This window comes from Terriglobia bacterium, assembly GCA_020073205.1.
Lineage (GTDB): Bacteria > Acidobacteriota > Polarisedimenticolia > Polarisedimenticolales > JAIQFR01 > JAIQFR01.
This window is the reverse complement of record JAIQFR010000102.1, coordinates 1-15130: the sequence shown is the minus strand read 5'-3', so window position 1 is coordinate 15130 and position 15130 is coordinate 1. Positions and strand designations below refer to the sequence as shown.

Sequence of the window (15130 nt, the reverse complement as noted above, 5' to 3'; positions counted from 1 at the left end):
GCTGTTGGGCGTTCGCGAGCCCCGGGTAGCGCCGCGTCACCTCCTTCAGCTGCTCGATCGCCTGCTCGAACAGGCCGTACTTCTCGAAGATCTCGGCCTGGGTGAGTCGCCCAGCCACGCTTTCGTGCTCCGCCGGCCCGAGCGGAACCGCAGGCGCCTCGTATTCGGGGGGGATCGGCGCGGCGGAAGCGCCCGCGGGATCGGCGGCCGGGGGAGCCGGCGCCTGCACGGGGGCCGGCTCGGCCGCCGCAACTCCGGCGCCGCTCTCCTCCGCCGGCAGCCCGGCCGCCTGGGCGACCGCAGGAGCGAGCCCGCGAAGTCGCTCGGCGATCCTCTCCGCCTCGGCGTGCATCGAGCGGGAGCGGTACGCGCGCTCCATGGCCACGAGGGTCGCCACCATGCCGGCGCCGTCCGCGTGCCGCCCTCGCAGATCGAGGAGCCGCTCCAGGGCGGGAAGGTGGCCGTCGGGCTCGACCCCGGCCAAACGCTCGAGGAGAGCGACGACGCGCTCGGGGGCGTCGCGCGTCCATCTGGCCACGAGCGGGTCCAGTGCGGCCCAGGCGATGGCGCTCTCGCCGCGCTCGGCGAACGAGCGCACCACGCTTTCGAACGCCTCGGCAGGCATCGCGTCTGCGAACCGCCCGGTGAGGAGGCGCAGCGCCTCGGCGGGCCGGCCCGCCTGCCCCTCGAGGGCCACCAGGACGACCGCGACGCTCGCCTCCGGCCTTGCCTCGAGCGCCCGGGCGAGGAGAGCGACGGCCTCGGCCGCCCTCCCCTGCGCCCCGAGACAGCGCGCGAGCCCCGAGAGGGCCTCCGGACGCCCCGGGAGCAGATCGAGCGCCCGCCGGTAGATCTTCTCCGCCTCGCCGAGTCGGCCGGCGCCCCGAGCGGTCTCGGCCACCTCGACGAGCGAGCCGGCGGCGCCGGCGGCATCTCCGCCCGCAGCCATCGTCTCCGCGAGGCGAAGGCGGTGCAGCGGGTCATCGGGCTCCGCCGCGACGAGCTTCCGGTAGACCTCGTGGGCCTCGCGGAAGCCCCGCGCCGCGACGAAGCGGTCGGCGGCGTGCAGCAGGTAGCCGCGCGCCTCGCCGGGGAGCTTCTGCTTGAGGTACAGGTCGCCGACACGAAGCAGCACGTCGGGACGGTCCGGCTCGTTCCTCAGGACCTTCTTGAGGATCGCGATCGCCTTGAGGAAGAAACCGCTCCGGGAGTACTCCTCCGCAATCCTGTCGTAGTACGGGAGCGCGTCGCGGTGCCGGCCGATCCGGCTGAGCAGGTCGCCGACCAGGTTCAGCAGCGGGAGGTCCCGCGGGGCCTCCTCGGCGAGACGCTGGTACTCCTCGAGCGCGGCCTGGACCCGCCCCTGCTTCAGGAGCCGCTCCGCGTTCTTGCGTGTCTTGTCGAGGTCGAGTGCCATGATCCGCGCGGCACCTTCGGGCCTATCGAATCCGCTTCTCCTGGATACGCGCCTTCTTCCCGGCGCGGCCCCTCAGGTAGGTCAGCTTCGCCCGGCGCACCTTCCCCTGGCGCACGCGCTCGATCTTCTCCACGATGGGCGAGTGCAGGGGGAAGATCCTCTCGACGCCCACCCCGCCGGAGATCTTCCGGACGGTGAACGTGGCCCGGGCGCTCTGAGGGCCTCCCCGGCGCGAAATCACGTCCCCCTCGAAGACCTGGATCCTCGATTTGTCCCCTTCCACCACGCGAACGTGCACCTTGATCCGATCCCCGGGCCGGAACTCGGGGACGTCCTTCTTCAGAGCCTCCGCCTCGATCCCGCGCAGCACATCCATGACGACCCTCACTCGCGCCCTCGGGGCGCGGTCCCACTGGAAAAACCCTCGATCAGGTCCGGACGCTTGGTCCGGGTCGCATCCGCGGACCTCGCCGCCCGCCAACGCTCCACCGCCCCATGGTCGCCGGAGAGGAGCACCTCCGGGACGGAGAGGCCGCGGAAGCGCGCCGGCCTCGTGTACTGAGGGAACTCCAGGCTCCCTTCGGAGAACGAATCCTCGTCCGCGGCCTCGGAGCGTCCCAGCACTCCGGGCAGGAAGCGCGCCACCGCGTCCACCACCATGAGCGCCGCAAGCTCGCCGCCGGTGAGGACCATGTCGCCGACGCTCAGCTCCTCGTCCGCCAGCGCCTCCCGTACCCGCTCGTCGACCCCCTCGTAGCGGCCGCAGAGCAGCACCAGCCGCTCGTTCGCCGCCAGGCGCTTCGCCACACCGTGCGCGAGTCGCGTCCCTTGCGGCGAGAGGAGCACGACCCGGTCCGGCGACGCCGGGTACCGCTCCTTGATCCACTCCACCGCGGAGAACAACGGCTCCGGCCTCAGGACCATCCCTCCACCGCCGCCATACGTGGCGTCGTCCACCTGCCGGTGTGGTCCCACGCCCCACCGACGCAGGTCGTGCAGACGCACGCCGACCCGTCCCGCGCGCCGCGCCCGCGCCAGCATCCCGTGCGCGAGAGGCCCGAGGAACATCCCCGGGAAGACGGTCACCACGTCGAAGGTCACCGCCGCTCCCCCTCCCCACGCGGCTTCCCGGGGACGAGCCCCTCGGGAAGACTCACTCTCACCCGCCCCGCCGGCTCGTCGATCTCGAGCACGATGCTGTCCGCGAGCGGCACCAGGATCTCGCCGCCGCCGGGGTCCCGGACCACCAGGAGATCGACGCCTCCGGTCGGGATCACGTCCTCCACCCTGCCCAAGGACTCCCCGCGCTCGTCGATCACCTCGAGCGCCATGAGGCGCTCGACCCAGTAGACGCCCTTCGGCAGCACGGGAACCTGTTCGGCGGGAGCGAGAATCCACCGCCCCTTCAGCGAGTCCGCTCGGCTCGGATCATCCACCCCCTTGAGCTTCAGCACGAGCCGGTCGCGGTACGCCCGGCTCCGCTCGACCTCGAATCGTGCCGGCTCGCCGCGGTCGAATTCCGCCGGATCCCCGACCAGCACCGCGGTGAGCGCTCGCCACCTTCCGGCGTCACCCGACGCCACCCTGACCGTCAGCTCGCCGCCGAGCCCGCGAAAGCCGGAGACCCTCCCCACCGGAAGGGGCCGGTTCACGGGGCTACTCGAGGATTTCGAGGACGACCCGCTTCCGCAACTTCATCCCCGCCGCGGCCAGGATCGTCCGGATGGAGCGCGCGGTCCTCCCCTGCTTCCCGATCACCTTGCCCAGATCCTCCTGCGCGACCCTGAGCTCCAGGACCGTCGTCTGCTCGCCCTCGATCTCCGTGACCCTGACGTCGTCCGGCTGGTCCACGAGGGCCTTCGCGATCAGCTCCAACAGTTCCTTCATGGGCGCTCCCTCTGCCGAACGCTCCACGCGGGGCGGCCCCGCGGTCAGCGACGCCTCACGCCTCAACGCCCTTCGCTCGCTCGATGAGGCTTCGCACCGTCTCGGAGGGATGGGCTCCTTTCCGGATCCAGTCCTCGGTCCGCGCCAGGTCCAATCTCACCGTGGGAGGGTCCGTCGAGGGATCGTAACTCCCCAGGGTGTCCACCGACCGGCTCACGGGAACCTGCCGGGAGTCGGAGACGACCACCCGGTACTGGGGCTCCTGCCGGGCTCCCATCCTCCGCAGTCGAATTCTCAACACACTCGCCTCCTCCAGGCGCCTCAGCGCTCAAAACGCTCAATATAGCCTATCGCCCGAGAAAGGGCAGCCGGGCGCTCTTCTTGCCTCGCGTCGTCTGAAGCGTCCGCATCATCCGCCGGATCTGGGCGAACTGCTTGAGGAGGCGGTTGATCTCGGGGACGCCCTGTCCGCTCCCGCGGGCCACGCGGCGCTTGCGGCTCCCGTTCAGGATCTGCGGGTTCGCCCGCTCCGACGCCGTCATCGAGTCGATGATCGCGACGACGCGGCCGACGGCGCCGGCATCCAGGTCGGCCTCCCGGACGGCCCCCATCCCGGGCAGCATGCCCGCGAGGCTCTTGAGAGGGCCCATCTTTCGCAGCATCCGGAGCTGGTCGCCGAACTCCTGAAGGGTGAACTGGTTCTTGCGGATCTTCTTCTCGAGGTCGCGCGCGCGGTCCTCGTCGAACGCCTCCTCCGCCTTTTCGATCAGTCCGAGGATGTCCCCCATGCCGAGGATGCGGCCCACCATTCGGTCGGGATGGAACGGCTCGAATTCCGTGGGGCGCTCGCCGATCCCGACGAACTTGATCGGGACCCCGGTCACGTGACGGATCGAAAGGGCCGCGCCGCCGCGGGCGTCGCCGTCCAGCTTCGTCAGGATCACGCCGGTCAGGCCGAGCGCGCGATGGAACTCGCCGGCGGAGCGTACGGCGTCCTGGCCCGTCATGGCGTCGGCCACGAACAGGATCTCCGAGGGGCTCAGGGCTTCCCGAAGCGCTCGAAGCTCGTTCATCAGGGCCTCGTCGACGTGCAGCCGCCCGGCGGTGTCCACCAGGACCGTGTCGTAGCCGGACCGCCGCGCCTCGAGCGTGCCGTCGCGGCCGATGGCCAAAGGATCCCGGGTCCCGTCGTGCTCGAAGACCTTGAGGCCGACGGAGCGGCCCACGCGGACGAGCTGCTCGACGGCGGCGGGGCGATAGATGTCCGCGGGCACCAGCATCGGGTAGCGCCCCCCGTTCTTCAGCCAGAGCCCGAGCTTCGCCGCGGTCGTGGTCTTGCCCGAGCCCTGGAGCCCCACCAGCAGGACGACCGAAGGCGGCTGGGGTGCGAACCTGAGGCGCCCCGGCTCGGAGTCCCCGAGGAGTGCCTCGAGCTCGCTCCGGACGATCTTGATCACCTGCTGCGCCGGGCTCAGGCTCTTCAGGACCTCCTCGCCCAGCGCCTTCTGCCGCACCGCATCCAGCAGCGCGCGCACGACGCCGACGTGGACGTCCGCTTCGAGGAGCGCCAGCCGGATCTCCCGCAAGCTCTCGTTCAGGACGGACTCGCTCACCCGAGCCTGCCCGCGGAGGGTCCTGAAGATCCCCTGCATGCGATCGGACAGACCGTCGAACACGGAGCCCTCTGAGCCGGCTGGAAAGGTGCGCGTCGCGAAGGGCCGCATTATAGCGGCGGGCGCGTCAAGACGTCCAGATCGGCGACCCGGCTCAGACCGACTCGAGCAGGTGTCCCAGCTTGAGCTTCTTCGTCCGGAGGTACTCGATGTTGTCCCTGAGCGGCGGCAGCTCCAGAGGAACCCGCTCCACCAGCTCGAGCCCGTACCCCTCGAGGGCGACGTACTTGCCAGGGTTGTTCGTCATCAGCCGGAGCCGGCGGATGCCCAGCTCGTAGAGGATCTGCGCGCCCACGCCGTAGTCCCTGTGGTCGGCCTCGAAGCCGAGAAGGAGGTTGGCCTCCACCGTGTCCTTGTGGTGGCGGTCCTGAAGCTCGTACGCGCGCAGCTTGTTCCCGAGGCCGATCCCGCGCCCCTCCTGGCGGAGATACAGGAGCACGCCCTTCCCCTCCGCCGCGATGAGGTCCATCGCCTTGTGGAGCTGCGCGCCGCAGTCGCACCGCGTCGAGGCGAAGACGTCCCCCGTCAGGCACTCCGAGTGGACGCGCACGAGCACCGCCTCTTCGGGCCGCGGATCGCCCATGACCAGCGCCACGTGGGTCTGGTCCTCGAGCTCGTAGTGGAACGCGTGGATCCTCCACGGCCCGCGCTCCGTGGGAAGGTCGGGCGACGCGACCCTCGTGATCAGGCGCTCGGTCCGCATGCGGTGGCGGATCAGGTCGGCGATGGTCAGCATCCTGAGGCCGTGCCGCTCGGAGAACTCGCGGAGCTGCGGCAGGCGGGCCATGGTCCCGTCGGCGTTCATGACCTCGCAGATCACCGCCGCCGGCTTGAGTCCGCTCAAACGGCACAGATCGACCGACGCCTCGGTCTGCCCCGCCCTCTTCAGCACGCCCCCCTTGTGGGCGCGCAGCGGGAAGACGTGGCCGGGGCGCACGAGGTCCTCCGGCCGGGTCGTGGGTTCGACCGCGACCCTGATCGTCCTCGCCCGGTCGGCCGCGGAGATCCCGGTGGTCACGTCGTGCCGAGCCTCGATGGAAACGCAGAACGCGGTGCCGTACCTCGAGGTGTTCTCCTCCACCATCAGCGGGATCTTCAACGCGTCGAGGCGCTCGACGGTCATGGGGAGGCAGACCAGTCCCCGTCCGTGGGTCGCCATGAAGTTCACGATCTCCGGCGTGACGTATTCCGCGGCGCAACAGAGGTCCCCCTCGTTCTCGCGGTCCTCGTCGTCGAGGATGACGATCATCCGGCCGCGGCGCAGGTCCTCGATCGCCTCCTCGACGGTGGCGAAGCCGCGCGCTGCCGGGCTGTCCCTGTCCGTCATCTTCCGCCGATCCCTCCCGGGCGTCTTCCCGCCGACCGCCGGAATCCGCCGGCGGCGCCAGCGTCCACCAGCCTCTCAAGATAGCGCGCGAGGAGGTCCACCTCCAGATGCACCTCGTCCCCCGTCGCGAGCGCGCCCAGCGTGGTCCGCGAGATCGTCTCGGGGACGAGCGCGACCTCGAAGCTACGCGAGGTGACGGAGGCGACCGTGAGCGACACCCCCTGGATGGCGATCGATCCCTTCTCCGCGACGAATCGGGCCAGGGGGCCCGGCAGATCGAGCCGGGCCCGCCGATCGTCCCCACGCCTCGAGATCCTCAGGACCCGCGACGTTCCGTCCACGTGCCCCTGCACGAGGTGGCCCCCGAGACGGTCGCCGACGAGGAGCGCCCTCTCGAGGTTCACCCGCCGGCCGGCCCGGGCCTTCCCGAGGGTGGTTCTCGAGACCGTCTCCGCCACCACGTCGAACGAGAGGCGGTCCCCCTCGATCGCGCTCGCGGTCAGGCAGACGCCGTCCACCGACACGCTGTCGCCTCGCCGGACCCCCCGAGCCGGAAGTTCGGACTCCACCGTCAGTCGCATCGAGCCCGCGCGCCGGAGCGCTGCGGTCACGGTTCCGACCGCCTCCACGATTCCCGTGAACATCGTCCCCTCCTCGCTCGCCGCGCTCAGGCCTGCGCCCGGTGGATCGCGCCCACGAGCAGCACGTCCTCCCCGAGGGGAATCCGGTGCTCGACCTCGATCCGGACCGCGGCGTCGGGAGACGCGGGAGCCTCGAGGTCGAGGAGCGGCGTCCCGCCCCGAGCGCCGAGCAGGATCGGCGCGGTGAAGAGGTCCACCCGGTCGGCGAGCCCGGCCTCGAGGAATCCGGCGAACGTCCTCGCGCCACCTTCCACCAGCACCGAGAGAACGCCGAGCCCACCGAGGTCGCGGAGCACGGCGGCGAGATCGAGCCGGCCTCCCGGTGCGGGGACGGCCACCACGTCCGCCCGTCCCTCGAGGAGCGCAACGCGCCGCGGAGACGGGTTCGGCGCCGTGTAGATCCGGACCCTGCCACCGCCCTCGTGGAGCATGCGGGCGGCCGGGTCGATGTCGAGGTCCGGCGCGAGGACCACTCGAACCCGGTCCGCGCGGACCCCATGGAGCCTCACCGTCAGCAACGGATCGTCCCGTCTCACGGTCCCGGAGCCGACCAGCACCGCATCGTGCCGGAGGCGAATCCGGTGAGCGAAGATCCTCGCCGAGGCCCCCGTGATCCAGCGCGACGCCCCGCCGCCCGCCGCGATCATCCCGTCGGCGCTCGCAGCAGCCTTCAAGGTCACGAGCGGCCGGCCCGCGGTGTGCACGTGGAGGAACGGCGCGTTGAGGCGGCGTGCCTCGCGCTCGAGCGGCCCGACCTCCACCTCGATCCCGGCCTGTCGAAGCCGTGCGAACCCGCGCCCGTCGACCTCGGGGTTCGGGTCGGTGATCGAGGCCACGACCCGCCGGACCCGGGCGCGGACCAGGAGGTCGGCGCACGGCGGCGTCCGGCCCCGGTGGCTGCACGGCTCCAGGTTGACGTACACCGTGGCGCCGCAAGCGCGCTCGCCGGCCTCGGCCACGGCACCGGCCTCCGCGTGGGCGTCGCCCGCCGCGCGGTGGAAACCCCGGCCGACCGGCTGTCCGTCTCGCACCAGAAGACAGCCGACCCGCGGGTTTGGGCTCGTCGTCCCTTCGCCGAGCGCCGCGAGGGCCAGAGTCTGCTCCATGAAGCGGCGGTCGTCCGCGCTCCCGGGGGAGGAGGTCACGTGCCGGCCTCCGAGCCGAGCAGCCCGTCCACGTACGCGTCGGGCTCGAAGTCGAGCAGGTCGTCCACCGCCTCTCCCACGCCGACGTAGCGGATCGGGACCCCGATCTGGCGGTGGATGGACAGCGCGACGCCTCCCTTGGCGGTCCCGTCCAGCTTGGTGAGGATCACACCGGTGATCGGGACCGCGCGCGTGAACTCCAGCGCTTGACTCACCCCGTTCTGCCCCGTCGTGGCGTCCACGACCAGGAGGACTTCGTGAGGCGCCCCCTCGACCTCGCGTCCGGCGACGCGCGCCATCTTGGAGAGCTCCGCCATCAGGTTCGACTTGGTGTGCAACCGGCCCGCCGTGTCCACCAGGACCGTGTCCACCCCGCGAGGGCCCGCCGACCGGAGGGCGTCGAAGACCACCGCCGAAGGGTCGGAGCCTTCCTTCTGCTTCAGGATCTCGGCGCCGGCCCGCTCCACCCACCGCTCGAGCTGTTCGATCGCCGCCGCCCGGAAGGTGTCCGCCGCGACGACGACCACCTTGCGCCCGCGGGCCCGGTCGCGGGCGGCGAGCTTCCCGACCGTCGTGGTCTTGCCGCCGCCGTTCACCCCCACGACGAACACGACTCGCGGACGCGCTGCGCCGTCCACGGCGACCGTCGAGGCGGGAAGCAGCACCCTGAGCGCGCCGCGCACCGCGGCGCGCAGGCCGTCGCCGTCGAGCGGCTCGCGGCGAGCCTTCTCCCGGACCGACCGCATCACGTCCGCCGTGAGCATAGGGCCGAGGTCGGCCGACAGGAGGCCGGTCTCGAGCTCTTCCAGCACCTCCTCGTCCACGGGGCGGCTTCCCACCACCGACTGCAGCGTCGACGCGAGCCCCTCCCGCGTCCTGGCGAGCCCGTTGAAGAGCTTCTTGAAGACCGAGAACGCCATCAGCGGAACACTTTCAGGAGATCGTCGGATTTCGCGGCGGCCTCGCTCCCCGGCGAAACCTCGATGGCCCTCGTCAGCTTCTCCCGCGCCTTCGAGCGGTCCCCGAGGCGGAAGTACCCGAAGCCCAGGCGGTAGAAGTAGTCGCCGGACGCCTGGTAGCCCGGCCCGGCGACCTCGTACTCGCGCACCGCCTCGTCGAGGCGTCCGTTCCGGTCGAGAAGGGAGGCCAGCTCGAAATGGGCCTGGAAGTACTTCGGGTTGATCTCCACGGCGCGGCGATACTCGCGGATCGCGTCCTCGTCCCGCCCCTCGGAGGTGTAGAGGATGCCGAGATTCAGGAGGACCTTCTCCGGAGTCGGGTAGGCGGGCGCGGCGAGCGCGAGCCGGTACTCCCGCTCCGCGTCGTCCTTCCGCCCCGATCGGTCGTAGAGCGCGCCGAGGTTGTTGTGCGCGTCGGCCATGTCCGGATCGAGTTCGAGGGCCTTGCGGAACGCCGCCTCCGCCCCGTCGTTGCGCCCCGTCATGAAGCAGACCTGCCCGTAGAAGTTCCGGAGACCGGCGTTCGCCGGCTCTGCGAGGATCGCCTTGTCGAGCACGTCGAGCGCCTCCCGGGCTCTCCCGGCCTGGAGGTACGCTTGCGCCATCCGGATCTTGTTGGCGGTGTCCACCTCCGGATCCCGCTTCGGGGGAACTCGCGCGCCGCAGCGCGACAGCGCGACCGCGAGCAGGACGACCACCGCGCCCGACGTCACCCGATTCGCCCAGCCGTTCATCACCCCTCCGCCCCCGGTCCGCGACCCTCGGCCCCGCGCGGCCGCGGCCGACCCGGGAAAAGACAGTATCAGATCGCCTCTCCACGGCGGAACCAGCGGGACAGGAGCGAGCGTCTCGACGGCACGCGCTCGGGAGCGGGCGGCGCCTCCGGCTCCCGTCCCTCGAGAAGCGCCTTGGGACGGTCGATCACCATCTTCCGCGCCTCGTCCTCTCCGACGATCTCCGCCACCGCGCGAAGGGCGCGGCTCAAGACCGGCGGGCGGCCGCGGAGGCCGTGGGCGTCCGATGCCAGCACGTGGACGAGCCCACGGCGCAAGAGCTTCTCGGTGAACTCCTGCGCGTCCTCCCCGAACGTCCCCAGCACGCTGCCGGTGGTAATCTGCCCGAACGCTCCGAGCCGGACCATCTCCTCCCAGCGGCCGATGTCCTCCTGGAAGTAGCGGATCCTCTCGGGGTGCGCGAAGAGGACGACGATGCCGGCGAGCCTCAGCCCGAACAGCGTGTTCTGCAGATCGATCGGGTATTGCGCGAGCGACAGCTCCAGCAGCAGCGTCTTCCCGTTGTCGGCCAGCGTCGGTGCGCGCCCGTCCTTCACCCGCTCCACGAGATCCGGGGCGAGGTACACCTCCGCGCCGGGTGCCAGGGTGAGACCGACGCCGGCCTCGCGCAAGCGAAGGCGGAGACGCTCGACGCCGGCGAGCACCTCGGGCCTCCGGTTCTCGAAGAACCCGTCCTTGCAGTGCGGCGTGGCGACCAGGGTCTCGACCCCGTCCGCCTCCGCGACGCGGGCGAACTCGACCGCCTCGTCCTCGGTCTTGAGCCCGTCGTCCACCCCCGGGAGGATGTGGGTGTGAAGATCGATCAACCGGCCGCCTCCTTCCTCGCCCCGAGCTCCGACGTCAGCGGGCGGCTCATGAGCCGGGCCACCGCGTCGGCGGGAGATCCGTTCTCGAACAGGAGGCGATGGACCTCCTCCACGATCGGCATCTGGACCCCGGCACGTCGGGCGAGGGCGCGCGCCGCCGGCGTCGTGCGAACCCCCTCGGCCACCGACGCGCTGCGGGCGAGAACGTCCGCGAGCCGTTCTCCCCGGCCGATGGCCTGACCGACCCTGCGGTTGCGCGAAAGATCGCAGGTGCAGGTGAGCACCAGGTCGCCGAGCCCCGCGAGGCCGGAGAACGTGTCCGGGAGGGCGCCGAGGGCGACCCCGAGCCGGGAGATCTCCGCGAGCCCTCGGGTCACCAAGGCCGCGAGCGTATCGTGACCGAGCCCGAGTCCGTCGATCACCCCCGCGGCGATCGCGATGACGTTCTTGAGCGCGCCGGCGAGCTGGACCCCGAGCGCGTCCGGGTTCGCGTAGAGCCTCAAGGTGGAGCTGGAGAGGAGATCGCGAAGACGAACCGCGAGACCGAGTTCCTGCGCCGCGACGACCACCGCCGTCGGCACGCCCCGGGCGACCTCCGCGGCGAAGGAGGGCCCCGATAGGACCGCCACCGGCCGCTCCGCCCCCAGCTCCTGCAGCGCGACCTCCGAGGGAATCGCGAGGGTGCCTTCCTCGAGTCCCTTGGAGGCGATCAGCACCGGCACCCCCGGCTCCAGAAACGACGCGAGGCTCCGGTACACGGACCGCGCATGCGGCGTGGGCACCACGGCCAAGGCCAGCGCCGCGTCTCGCACCGCCTCGGCAGGATCGGTGGTCGGCGCGACGCCCTCGGGAACGGCCACTCCCGGTAGGTGCAACGGATTGTCGCGGCGGTCGGCGAGGCGCGAGGCGAGATCGGGCTCGCGCATCCAGATTCGCACCGGGTGGCCGAGGCGCGCGACGTGGATCGCGAGGGCGGTCCCCCACGCTCCCCCCCCGATGACCGCGATCCGGGCCCCGGGCGTCACCGGCGGCCTCCCCGAGGCCTTCCGAAGGTGATCCTGGGCTCCCGCCCGGACAGAAGCCGGGCGAGGTTCGCCCGATGGCTCCAGAGAAGGAGACCGGCCACCGCCGCGCCGGCGGCGACGGTCGCAGACGAGGCTCCGAGCAGCGCCGCCCAGCCGGGGAACGTCACGGCCGCGGCGAGCGAGCCCGCCGACACGCGTCGCGTCAGGCCCGCCGTCACCCCGAACACGCCCAACGCCGCGGCCAGCGGCAGCGGCGCGAGAACCGCGAGCGCGCCTGCGCCGGTCGCGGTTCCCTTTCCGCCGCGGAATCCGAGCCAGGGCGTGAACATGTGGCCCACGACCGCCCCGAGGCACCCCGCCTGGCCCGAGACGCCGTCGCCTGCGCCGATGGCGCCCGCGAGGACCGCCGCGGCGGCCCCTTTCCCGGCGTCGAGCACGAGCGTCCACGCCGCGAGGCCCGGACCGGCGACCCTCAGCACGTTCGTCGCGCCAATGTTGCCGCTCCCGGCCTCCCTCACGTCGCGGCTCGCGCCCCTGAGGGTCAGGAGCCAGCCGAACGGAAGGCTTCCGAGCGCGAAGCCGGCAGCGGCGCCCAGCAGAAGGGCGGCGCTCACGGGACGCCTCCGAGCGGGAACGCCTCGAGCCGGCTGTAGCGAGCACCGTCGGGGTGAAGTTCGCTCCGGAACAGCACGACCTCCTCCGCGGGCACGTCGGTCGCGATCACGACGTCCGCGAGCCCCGGAGCAGAAGGGCGTCCCTCCCTCTGGGCCCGCGCGAGGGTCAGGTGAGCGCGGAACGGACGCTCCTCCGCCTCGAAGCCGAGCTCCCTCGCGGCGCTCTCGAGCGCCGCCGCGAGGGGAACCATCACCGGGGCAGGCGACGACTCCGCCACCCCCACCCACAGGACCCTCGGCCGCGAGGCCGCGGGGAACGCGCCGACACCGCCGACTCGGAACCGGAAACGCGGATGTCCCGCGACGGCGCGGCGCCAGGACTCGCGCTGTCGGGCATCGTCCACCGGCGAGACCTCGCCGAGGAACCGGAGGGTGAGGTGGATCCCCTCGGGCCGAACCCATCGCCATCCGTGACCGTCCCGGCGAAGCCGCTCCTCCAGCGCGGCGACCGCGGCTCTCACCGGCGATGGAAGATCGATCGCCAGGAACAGCCTCATGGGAGTCCTTCCGCCGAGTCGCCCAGGGCCAGCCTCGTGCGCCGCATCAGCTCCTCCACGGCCTCCCTTCCCTCGAGCCCCGCCGGAGGGCGGATCGGCGGGTGGAACCTCACGCTCACCCGAGCGGGGGTGGGCCATTTCCTACCGTGGGGCCAAGCCTCCGCGGAACCGTGGATCGCCACGGGAATCACCGGCGCCAAGCAGCGCACCGCGAGATGAGCGGCGCCGCGATGAAACGTCGCCTGGGTTCCCTTCCCGACAATCCCGCCCTCCGGGAAGATCCCGAGGATCTCCCCCCCCTCGAGGCAGCGCACCGCCGCCTTCAGCGCCTCGACCGACGGCGTCCCGCCGAGGGGTACCGGAATCGCACCCATGCGGCGGTAGAACCACCGGCCCCAGCGCTTATGGTACACGTCCCTCTGCATGAGGAAGGACACCGGACGCGGGCAAGCCCCGCCGACACAGGCGGGATCGAGCCACGACCGGTGCAGCGCGACCACGATCCCGGGGCCCGTCGCGGGAATCCGCTCGGCCCCCTCCACCTTGAATCGGAAGAGCGGCAGCGCGAGGACGCGGAACGCCGCGCGGGCCACGCGGTAGAACGAGCTCCCCGTCACGGCGGCGACGCGGCGGCCCGCGGCCTTCGGGCCCGGTGGGCGCCGAGATCCTCGGGACTCACGATCCCTCCCGAGACGATCAGCTTGAGCCCCTGCTCGATGGTCAGATCGAGATCCACGAGGTCCGCCTCGCGGATGAACAGCACCCATCCGGAGGTGGGGTTCGGGGCGGTGGGAACGAAGACCGGCACCGCGCCCTCGTCGCCCCGAGGCCCCCCGATCGCGTGAAGCCGCTCCTGGGTGACGAACCCGACCGTCCAGACGCCGGACCGCGGGAACTCCACGAGGACGACGCGAGAAAAGGGGCGCTTACCGGTGAGGCTCACCGCGTCCAGCAGTTGCCGGGCGGCGCCGTAGATCCCCTTCACCAGCGGGATCCGGTGCATGGCGGACTCGAACAGCGAGAGGAACCGCCGGCCCACGAGGTTGCCGGTCAGGAGCCCGGCGAGGTAGACGAGGGTGGCGGTGAGCACGACCCCGATCAACGGGACCGCGACCCGCGCGGGCCACCTCTCGAGACCGGGGATCTCCGCCGCCCGGAGCGCCGCGAGCACCCAAGGCGTCACGCGCGCGTTGATCAGGTTGAACAGGATGCTCAGGAGCCAGACGGTGATCAGCAGCGGGAGCACGATCAGCAGGCCGCCGCCGATCCGCCCCCTCACGTGCGCGATGGCACGCCTGATCATCCGCGGGCCTCGAGGTCGAGGCGGCGCGCGAATCTCATGAAGTAGTCCACCGCCGACACCAGCGCGATGATCATCGCCACCCACAGCGCGGCGACGCCGAGGAAGCCGAACCGGAGCCACCGCTCGAGGGTGTTCGTCAGGATCATCAGCGTGATCGCCACGACCTGGCTGACGGTCTTGAACTTCCCCCACGGCGACGCGACGATCACCAGGCCGCGCGCCGCCGCGACGCTCCTGAGCCCCGTGACGGCGAACTCGCGCCCGACGATCACCACCACGATCCAGGCCGGCGCCAGCTGGAGCTCGACCAGCGAGATGAACGCCGAGCCGGTGAGCAGCTTGTCGGCGATCGGGTCCAGGAGCTGGCCGAGGGTGGTGACCTCGTCGCGGCGTCTCGCGAGGAAGCCGTCGAGCCAGTCGGTGGCCGCGGCCGTCAGGAAGATGATCACGCCGACCACCTCGCGCCAGTCGGACATCCAGCTCGCGAGATGGCCGATCCACGCGGCGTAGCCCACGTCCTGCAGTCTCGACTTCACCCACGCCGTGGCCCAAGGCGGCGTGAGCAGCACGACCACGAGGAGCGGGACCAGGAAGATCCGCGCCACCGTCAGACTGTTCGGCAGATTGAGACGCATCGGCGCCCTCGCGCCGGCGAAAGGTACCACGCGGGGGACGTCCGATCCATCCCCCCGCGCGCGGCGGCGGGGAGGAGCGTCGGAAGGATCAGTGGCTCGAGCCGGTCGGGGGCACGGACGAGCCTCCCGCCCCTCCGTTGAGCCGCGCCATCGGATCGATGTCGTCGGTGATCGACAGCGGGCGGTTCAGGCTCACGAAGTCGACGACGTGCCCCGCGGGGGTGTCGTAGTCGATCTGCATTCGTCCGTCGTCGAGGAGCATGATCCCCGGCGAGCGGCTGTCGACGCCTTCGGCGGAGACCGGGTACGCCGCCATCCACCGGCTCTCGAGGAAGAGGCTGAGATAG

Annotated in this window: 20 protein-coding genes; all 20 read right to left on the bottom strand. The window is 71.6% G+C overall.

What is annotated here, in order from left to right; all coding sequences use genetic code 11:
- Window positions 1-1417 (bottom strand): tetratricopeptide repeat protein (locus tag LAO51_16680; protein ID MBZ5640378.1); only part of this gene is annotated, 1417 nt, incomplete at its 3' end.
- A gap of 22 nt (window positions 1418-1439) precedes the next feature.
- A complete protein-coding gene (gene rplS, locus LAO51_16675) occupies window positions 1440-1793 on the bottom strand; it encodes a 50S ribosomal protein L19 (protein MBZ5640377.1) in 354 nt (117 codons plus the stop codon).
- An 8-nt stretch (window positions 1794-1801) separates the two neighbouring features.
- Complete coding sequence (trmD, locus tag LAO51_16670; GenBank protein MBZ5640376.1) at window positions 1802-2518, bottom strand: tRNA (guanosine(37)-N1)-methyltransferase TrmD; 717 nt, start codon at window positions 2516-2518, stop codon at window positions 1802-1804.
- Window positions 2515-3069 carry a ribosome maturation factor RimM gene (gene rimM / locus LAO51_16665; GenBank protein ID MBZ5640375.1) on the bottom strand — a complete coding sequence of 185 codons (555 nt, stop codon included), beginning with the start codon at window positions 3067-3069 and terminating at the stop codon, window positions 2515-2517. The genes trmD and rimM overlap by 4 nt, the downstream gene beginning before the upstream one ends.
- 4 nt (window positions 3070-3073) lie before the next feature.
- Window positions 3074-3304 (bottom strand): KH domain-containing protein, encoded by a 231-nt coding sequence (locus LAO51_16660; GenBank protein ID MBZ5640374.1) that lies wholly within the window; start codon window positions 3302-3304, stop codon window positions 3074-3076.
- Between the two features lie 55 nt (window positions 3305-3359).
- On the bottom strand, window positions 3360-3605 hold the full coding sequence (rpsP, locus tag LAO51_16655) for a 30S ribosomal protein S16 (protein ID MBZ5640373.1): 246 nt from the start codon (window positions 3603-3605) through the stop codon (window positions 3360-3362).
- A 46-nt stretch (window positions 3606-3651) separates the two neighbouring features.
- A complete protein-coding gene (ffh, locus tag LAO51_16650; GenBank protein MBZ5640372.1) occupies window positions 3652-5028 on the bottom strand; it encodes a signal recognition particle protein in 1377 nt (458 codons plus the stop codon).
- A gap of 43 nt (window positions 5029-5071) precedes the next feature.
- On the bottom strand, window positions 5072-6304 hold the full coding sequence (locus tag LAO51_16645) for a bifunctional 3,4-dihydroxy-2-butanone-4-phosphate synthase/GTP cyclohydrolase II (GenBank protein ID MBZ5640371.1): 1233 nt from the start codon (window positions 6302-6304) through the stop codon (window positions 5072-5074).
- On the bottom strand, window positions 6301-6948 hold the full coding sequence (locus LAO51_16640; GenBank protein MBZ5640370.1) for a riboflavin synthase: 648 nt from the start codon (window positions 6946-6948) through the stop codon (window positions 6301-6303). Before LAO51_16640 ends, LAO51_16645 begins: the two co-directional genes overlap by 4 nt.
- A 23-nt stretch (window positions 6949-6971) precedes the next feature.
- Window positions 6972-8051 carry a bifunctional diaminohydroxyphosphoribosylaminopyrimidine deaminase/5-amino-6-(5-phosphoribosylamino)uracil reductase RibD gene (gene ribD, locus LAO51_16635; protein ID MBZ5640369.1) on the bottom strand — a complete coding sequence of 360 codons (1080 nt, stop codon included), beginning with the start codon at window positions 8049-8051 and terminating at the stop codon, window positions 6972-6974.
- Window positions 8052-8086: 35 nt separating this feature from the next.
- Window positions 8087-9010 carry a signal recognition particle-docking protein FtsY gene (gene ftsY, locus LAO51_16630; GenBank protein ID MBZ5640368.1) on the bottom strand — a complete coding sequence of 308 codons (924 nt, stop codon included), beginning with the start codon at window positions 9008-9010 and terminating at the stop codon, window positions 8087-8089.
- Window positions 9010-9783 carry a tetratricopeptide repeat protein gene (locus LAO51_16625; protein ID MBZ5640367.1) on the bottom strand — a complete coding sequence of 258 codons (774 nt, stop codon included), beginning with the start codon at window positions 9781-9783 and terminating at the stop codon, window positions 9010-9012. Before LAO51_16625 ends, ftsY begins: the two co-directional genes overlap by 1 nt.
- A gap of 68 nt (window positions 9784-9851) precedes the next feature.
- Window positions 9852-10649, bottom strand: coding sequence for a capsular biosynthesis protein (locus LAO51_16620; protein ID MBZ5640366.1), 798 nt, complete (start codon window positions 10647-10649; stop codon window positions 9852-9854).
- The gene (locus LAO51_16615) at window positions 10646-11674 is read right to left on the bottom strand and encodes an NAD(P)-dependent glycerol-3-phosphate dehydrogenase (protein MBZ5640365.1); all 1029 of its coding nucleotides are present in this window, start codon (window positions 11672-11674) and stop codon (window positions 10646-10648) included. The genes LAO51_16620 and LAO51_16615 overlap by 4 nt, the downstream gene beginning before the upstream one ends.
- Window positions 11671-12288 carry a glycerol-3-phosphate acyltransferase gene (locus LAO51_16610; protein ID MBZ5640364.1) on the bottom strand — a complete coding sequence of 206 codons (618 nt, stop codon included), beginning with the start codon at window positions 12286-12288 and terminating at the stop codon, window positions 11671-11673. Before LAO51_16610 ends, LAO51_16615 begins: the two co-directional genes overlap by 4 nt.
- Window positions 12285-12845, bottom strand: coding sequence for an RNA 2',3'-cyclic phosphodiesterase (thpR, locus tag LAO51_16605; GenBank protein MBZ5640363.1), 561 nt, complete (start codon window positions 12843-12845; stop codon window positions 12285-12287). Before thpR ends, LAO51_16610 begins: the two co-directional genes overlap by 4 nt.
- Entirely contained in the window at window positions 12842-13462 is a 621-nt protein-coding gene (locus LAO51_16600; GenBank protein ID MBZ5640362.1) for a 1-acyl-sn-glycerol-3-phosphate acyltransferase, read from the bottom strand. Before LAO51_16600 ends, thpR begins: the two co-directional genes overlap by 4 nt.
- Complete coding sequence (locus LAO51_16595) at window positions 13459-14148, bottom strand: DUF502 domain-containing protein (GenBank protein MBZ5640361.1); 690 nt, start codon at window positions 14146-14148, stop codon at window positions 13459-13461. The genes LAO51_16600 and LAO51_16595 overlap by 4 nt, the downstream gene beginning before the upstream one ends.
- The gene (pgsA, locus tag LAO51_16590) at window positions 14145-14783 is read right to left on the bottom strand and encodes a CDP-diacylglycerol--glycerol-3-phosphate 3-phosphatidyltransferase (GenBank protein ID MBZ5640360.1); all 639 of its coding nucleotides are present in this window, start codon (window positions 14781-14783) and stop codon (window positions 14145-14147) included. Before pgsA ends, LAO51_16595 begins: the two co-directional genes overlap by 4 nt.
- An 88-nt stretch (window positions 14784-14871) precedes the next feature.
- Window positions 14872-15130 (bottom strand): hypothetical protein (locus LAO51_16585; protein ID MBZ5640359.1); only part of this gene is annotated, 259 nt, incomplete at its 5' end.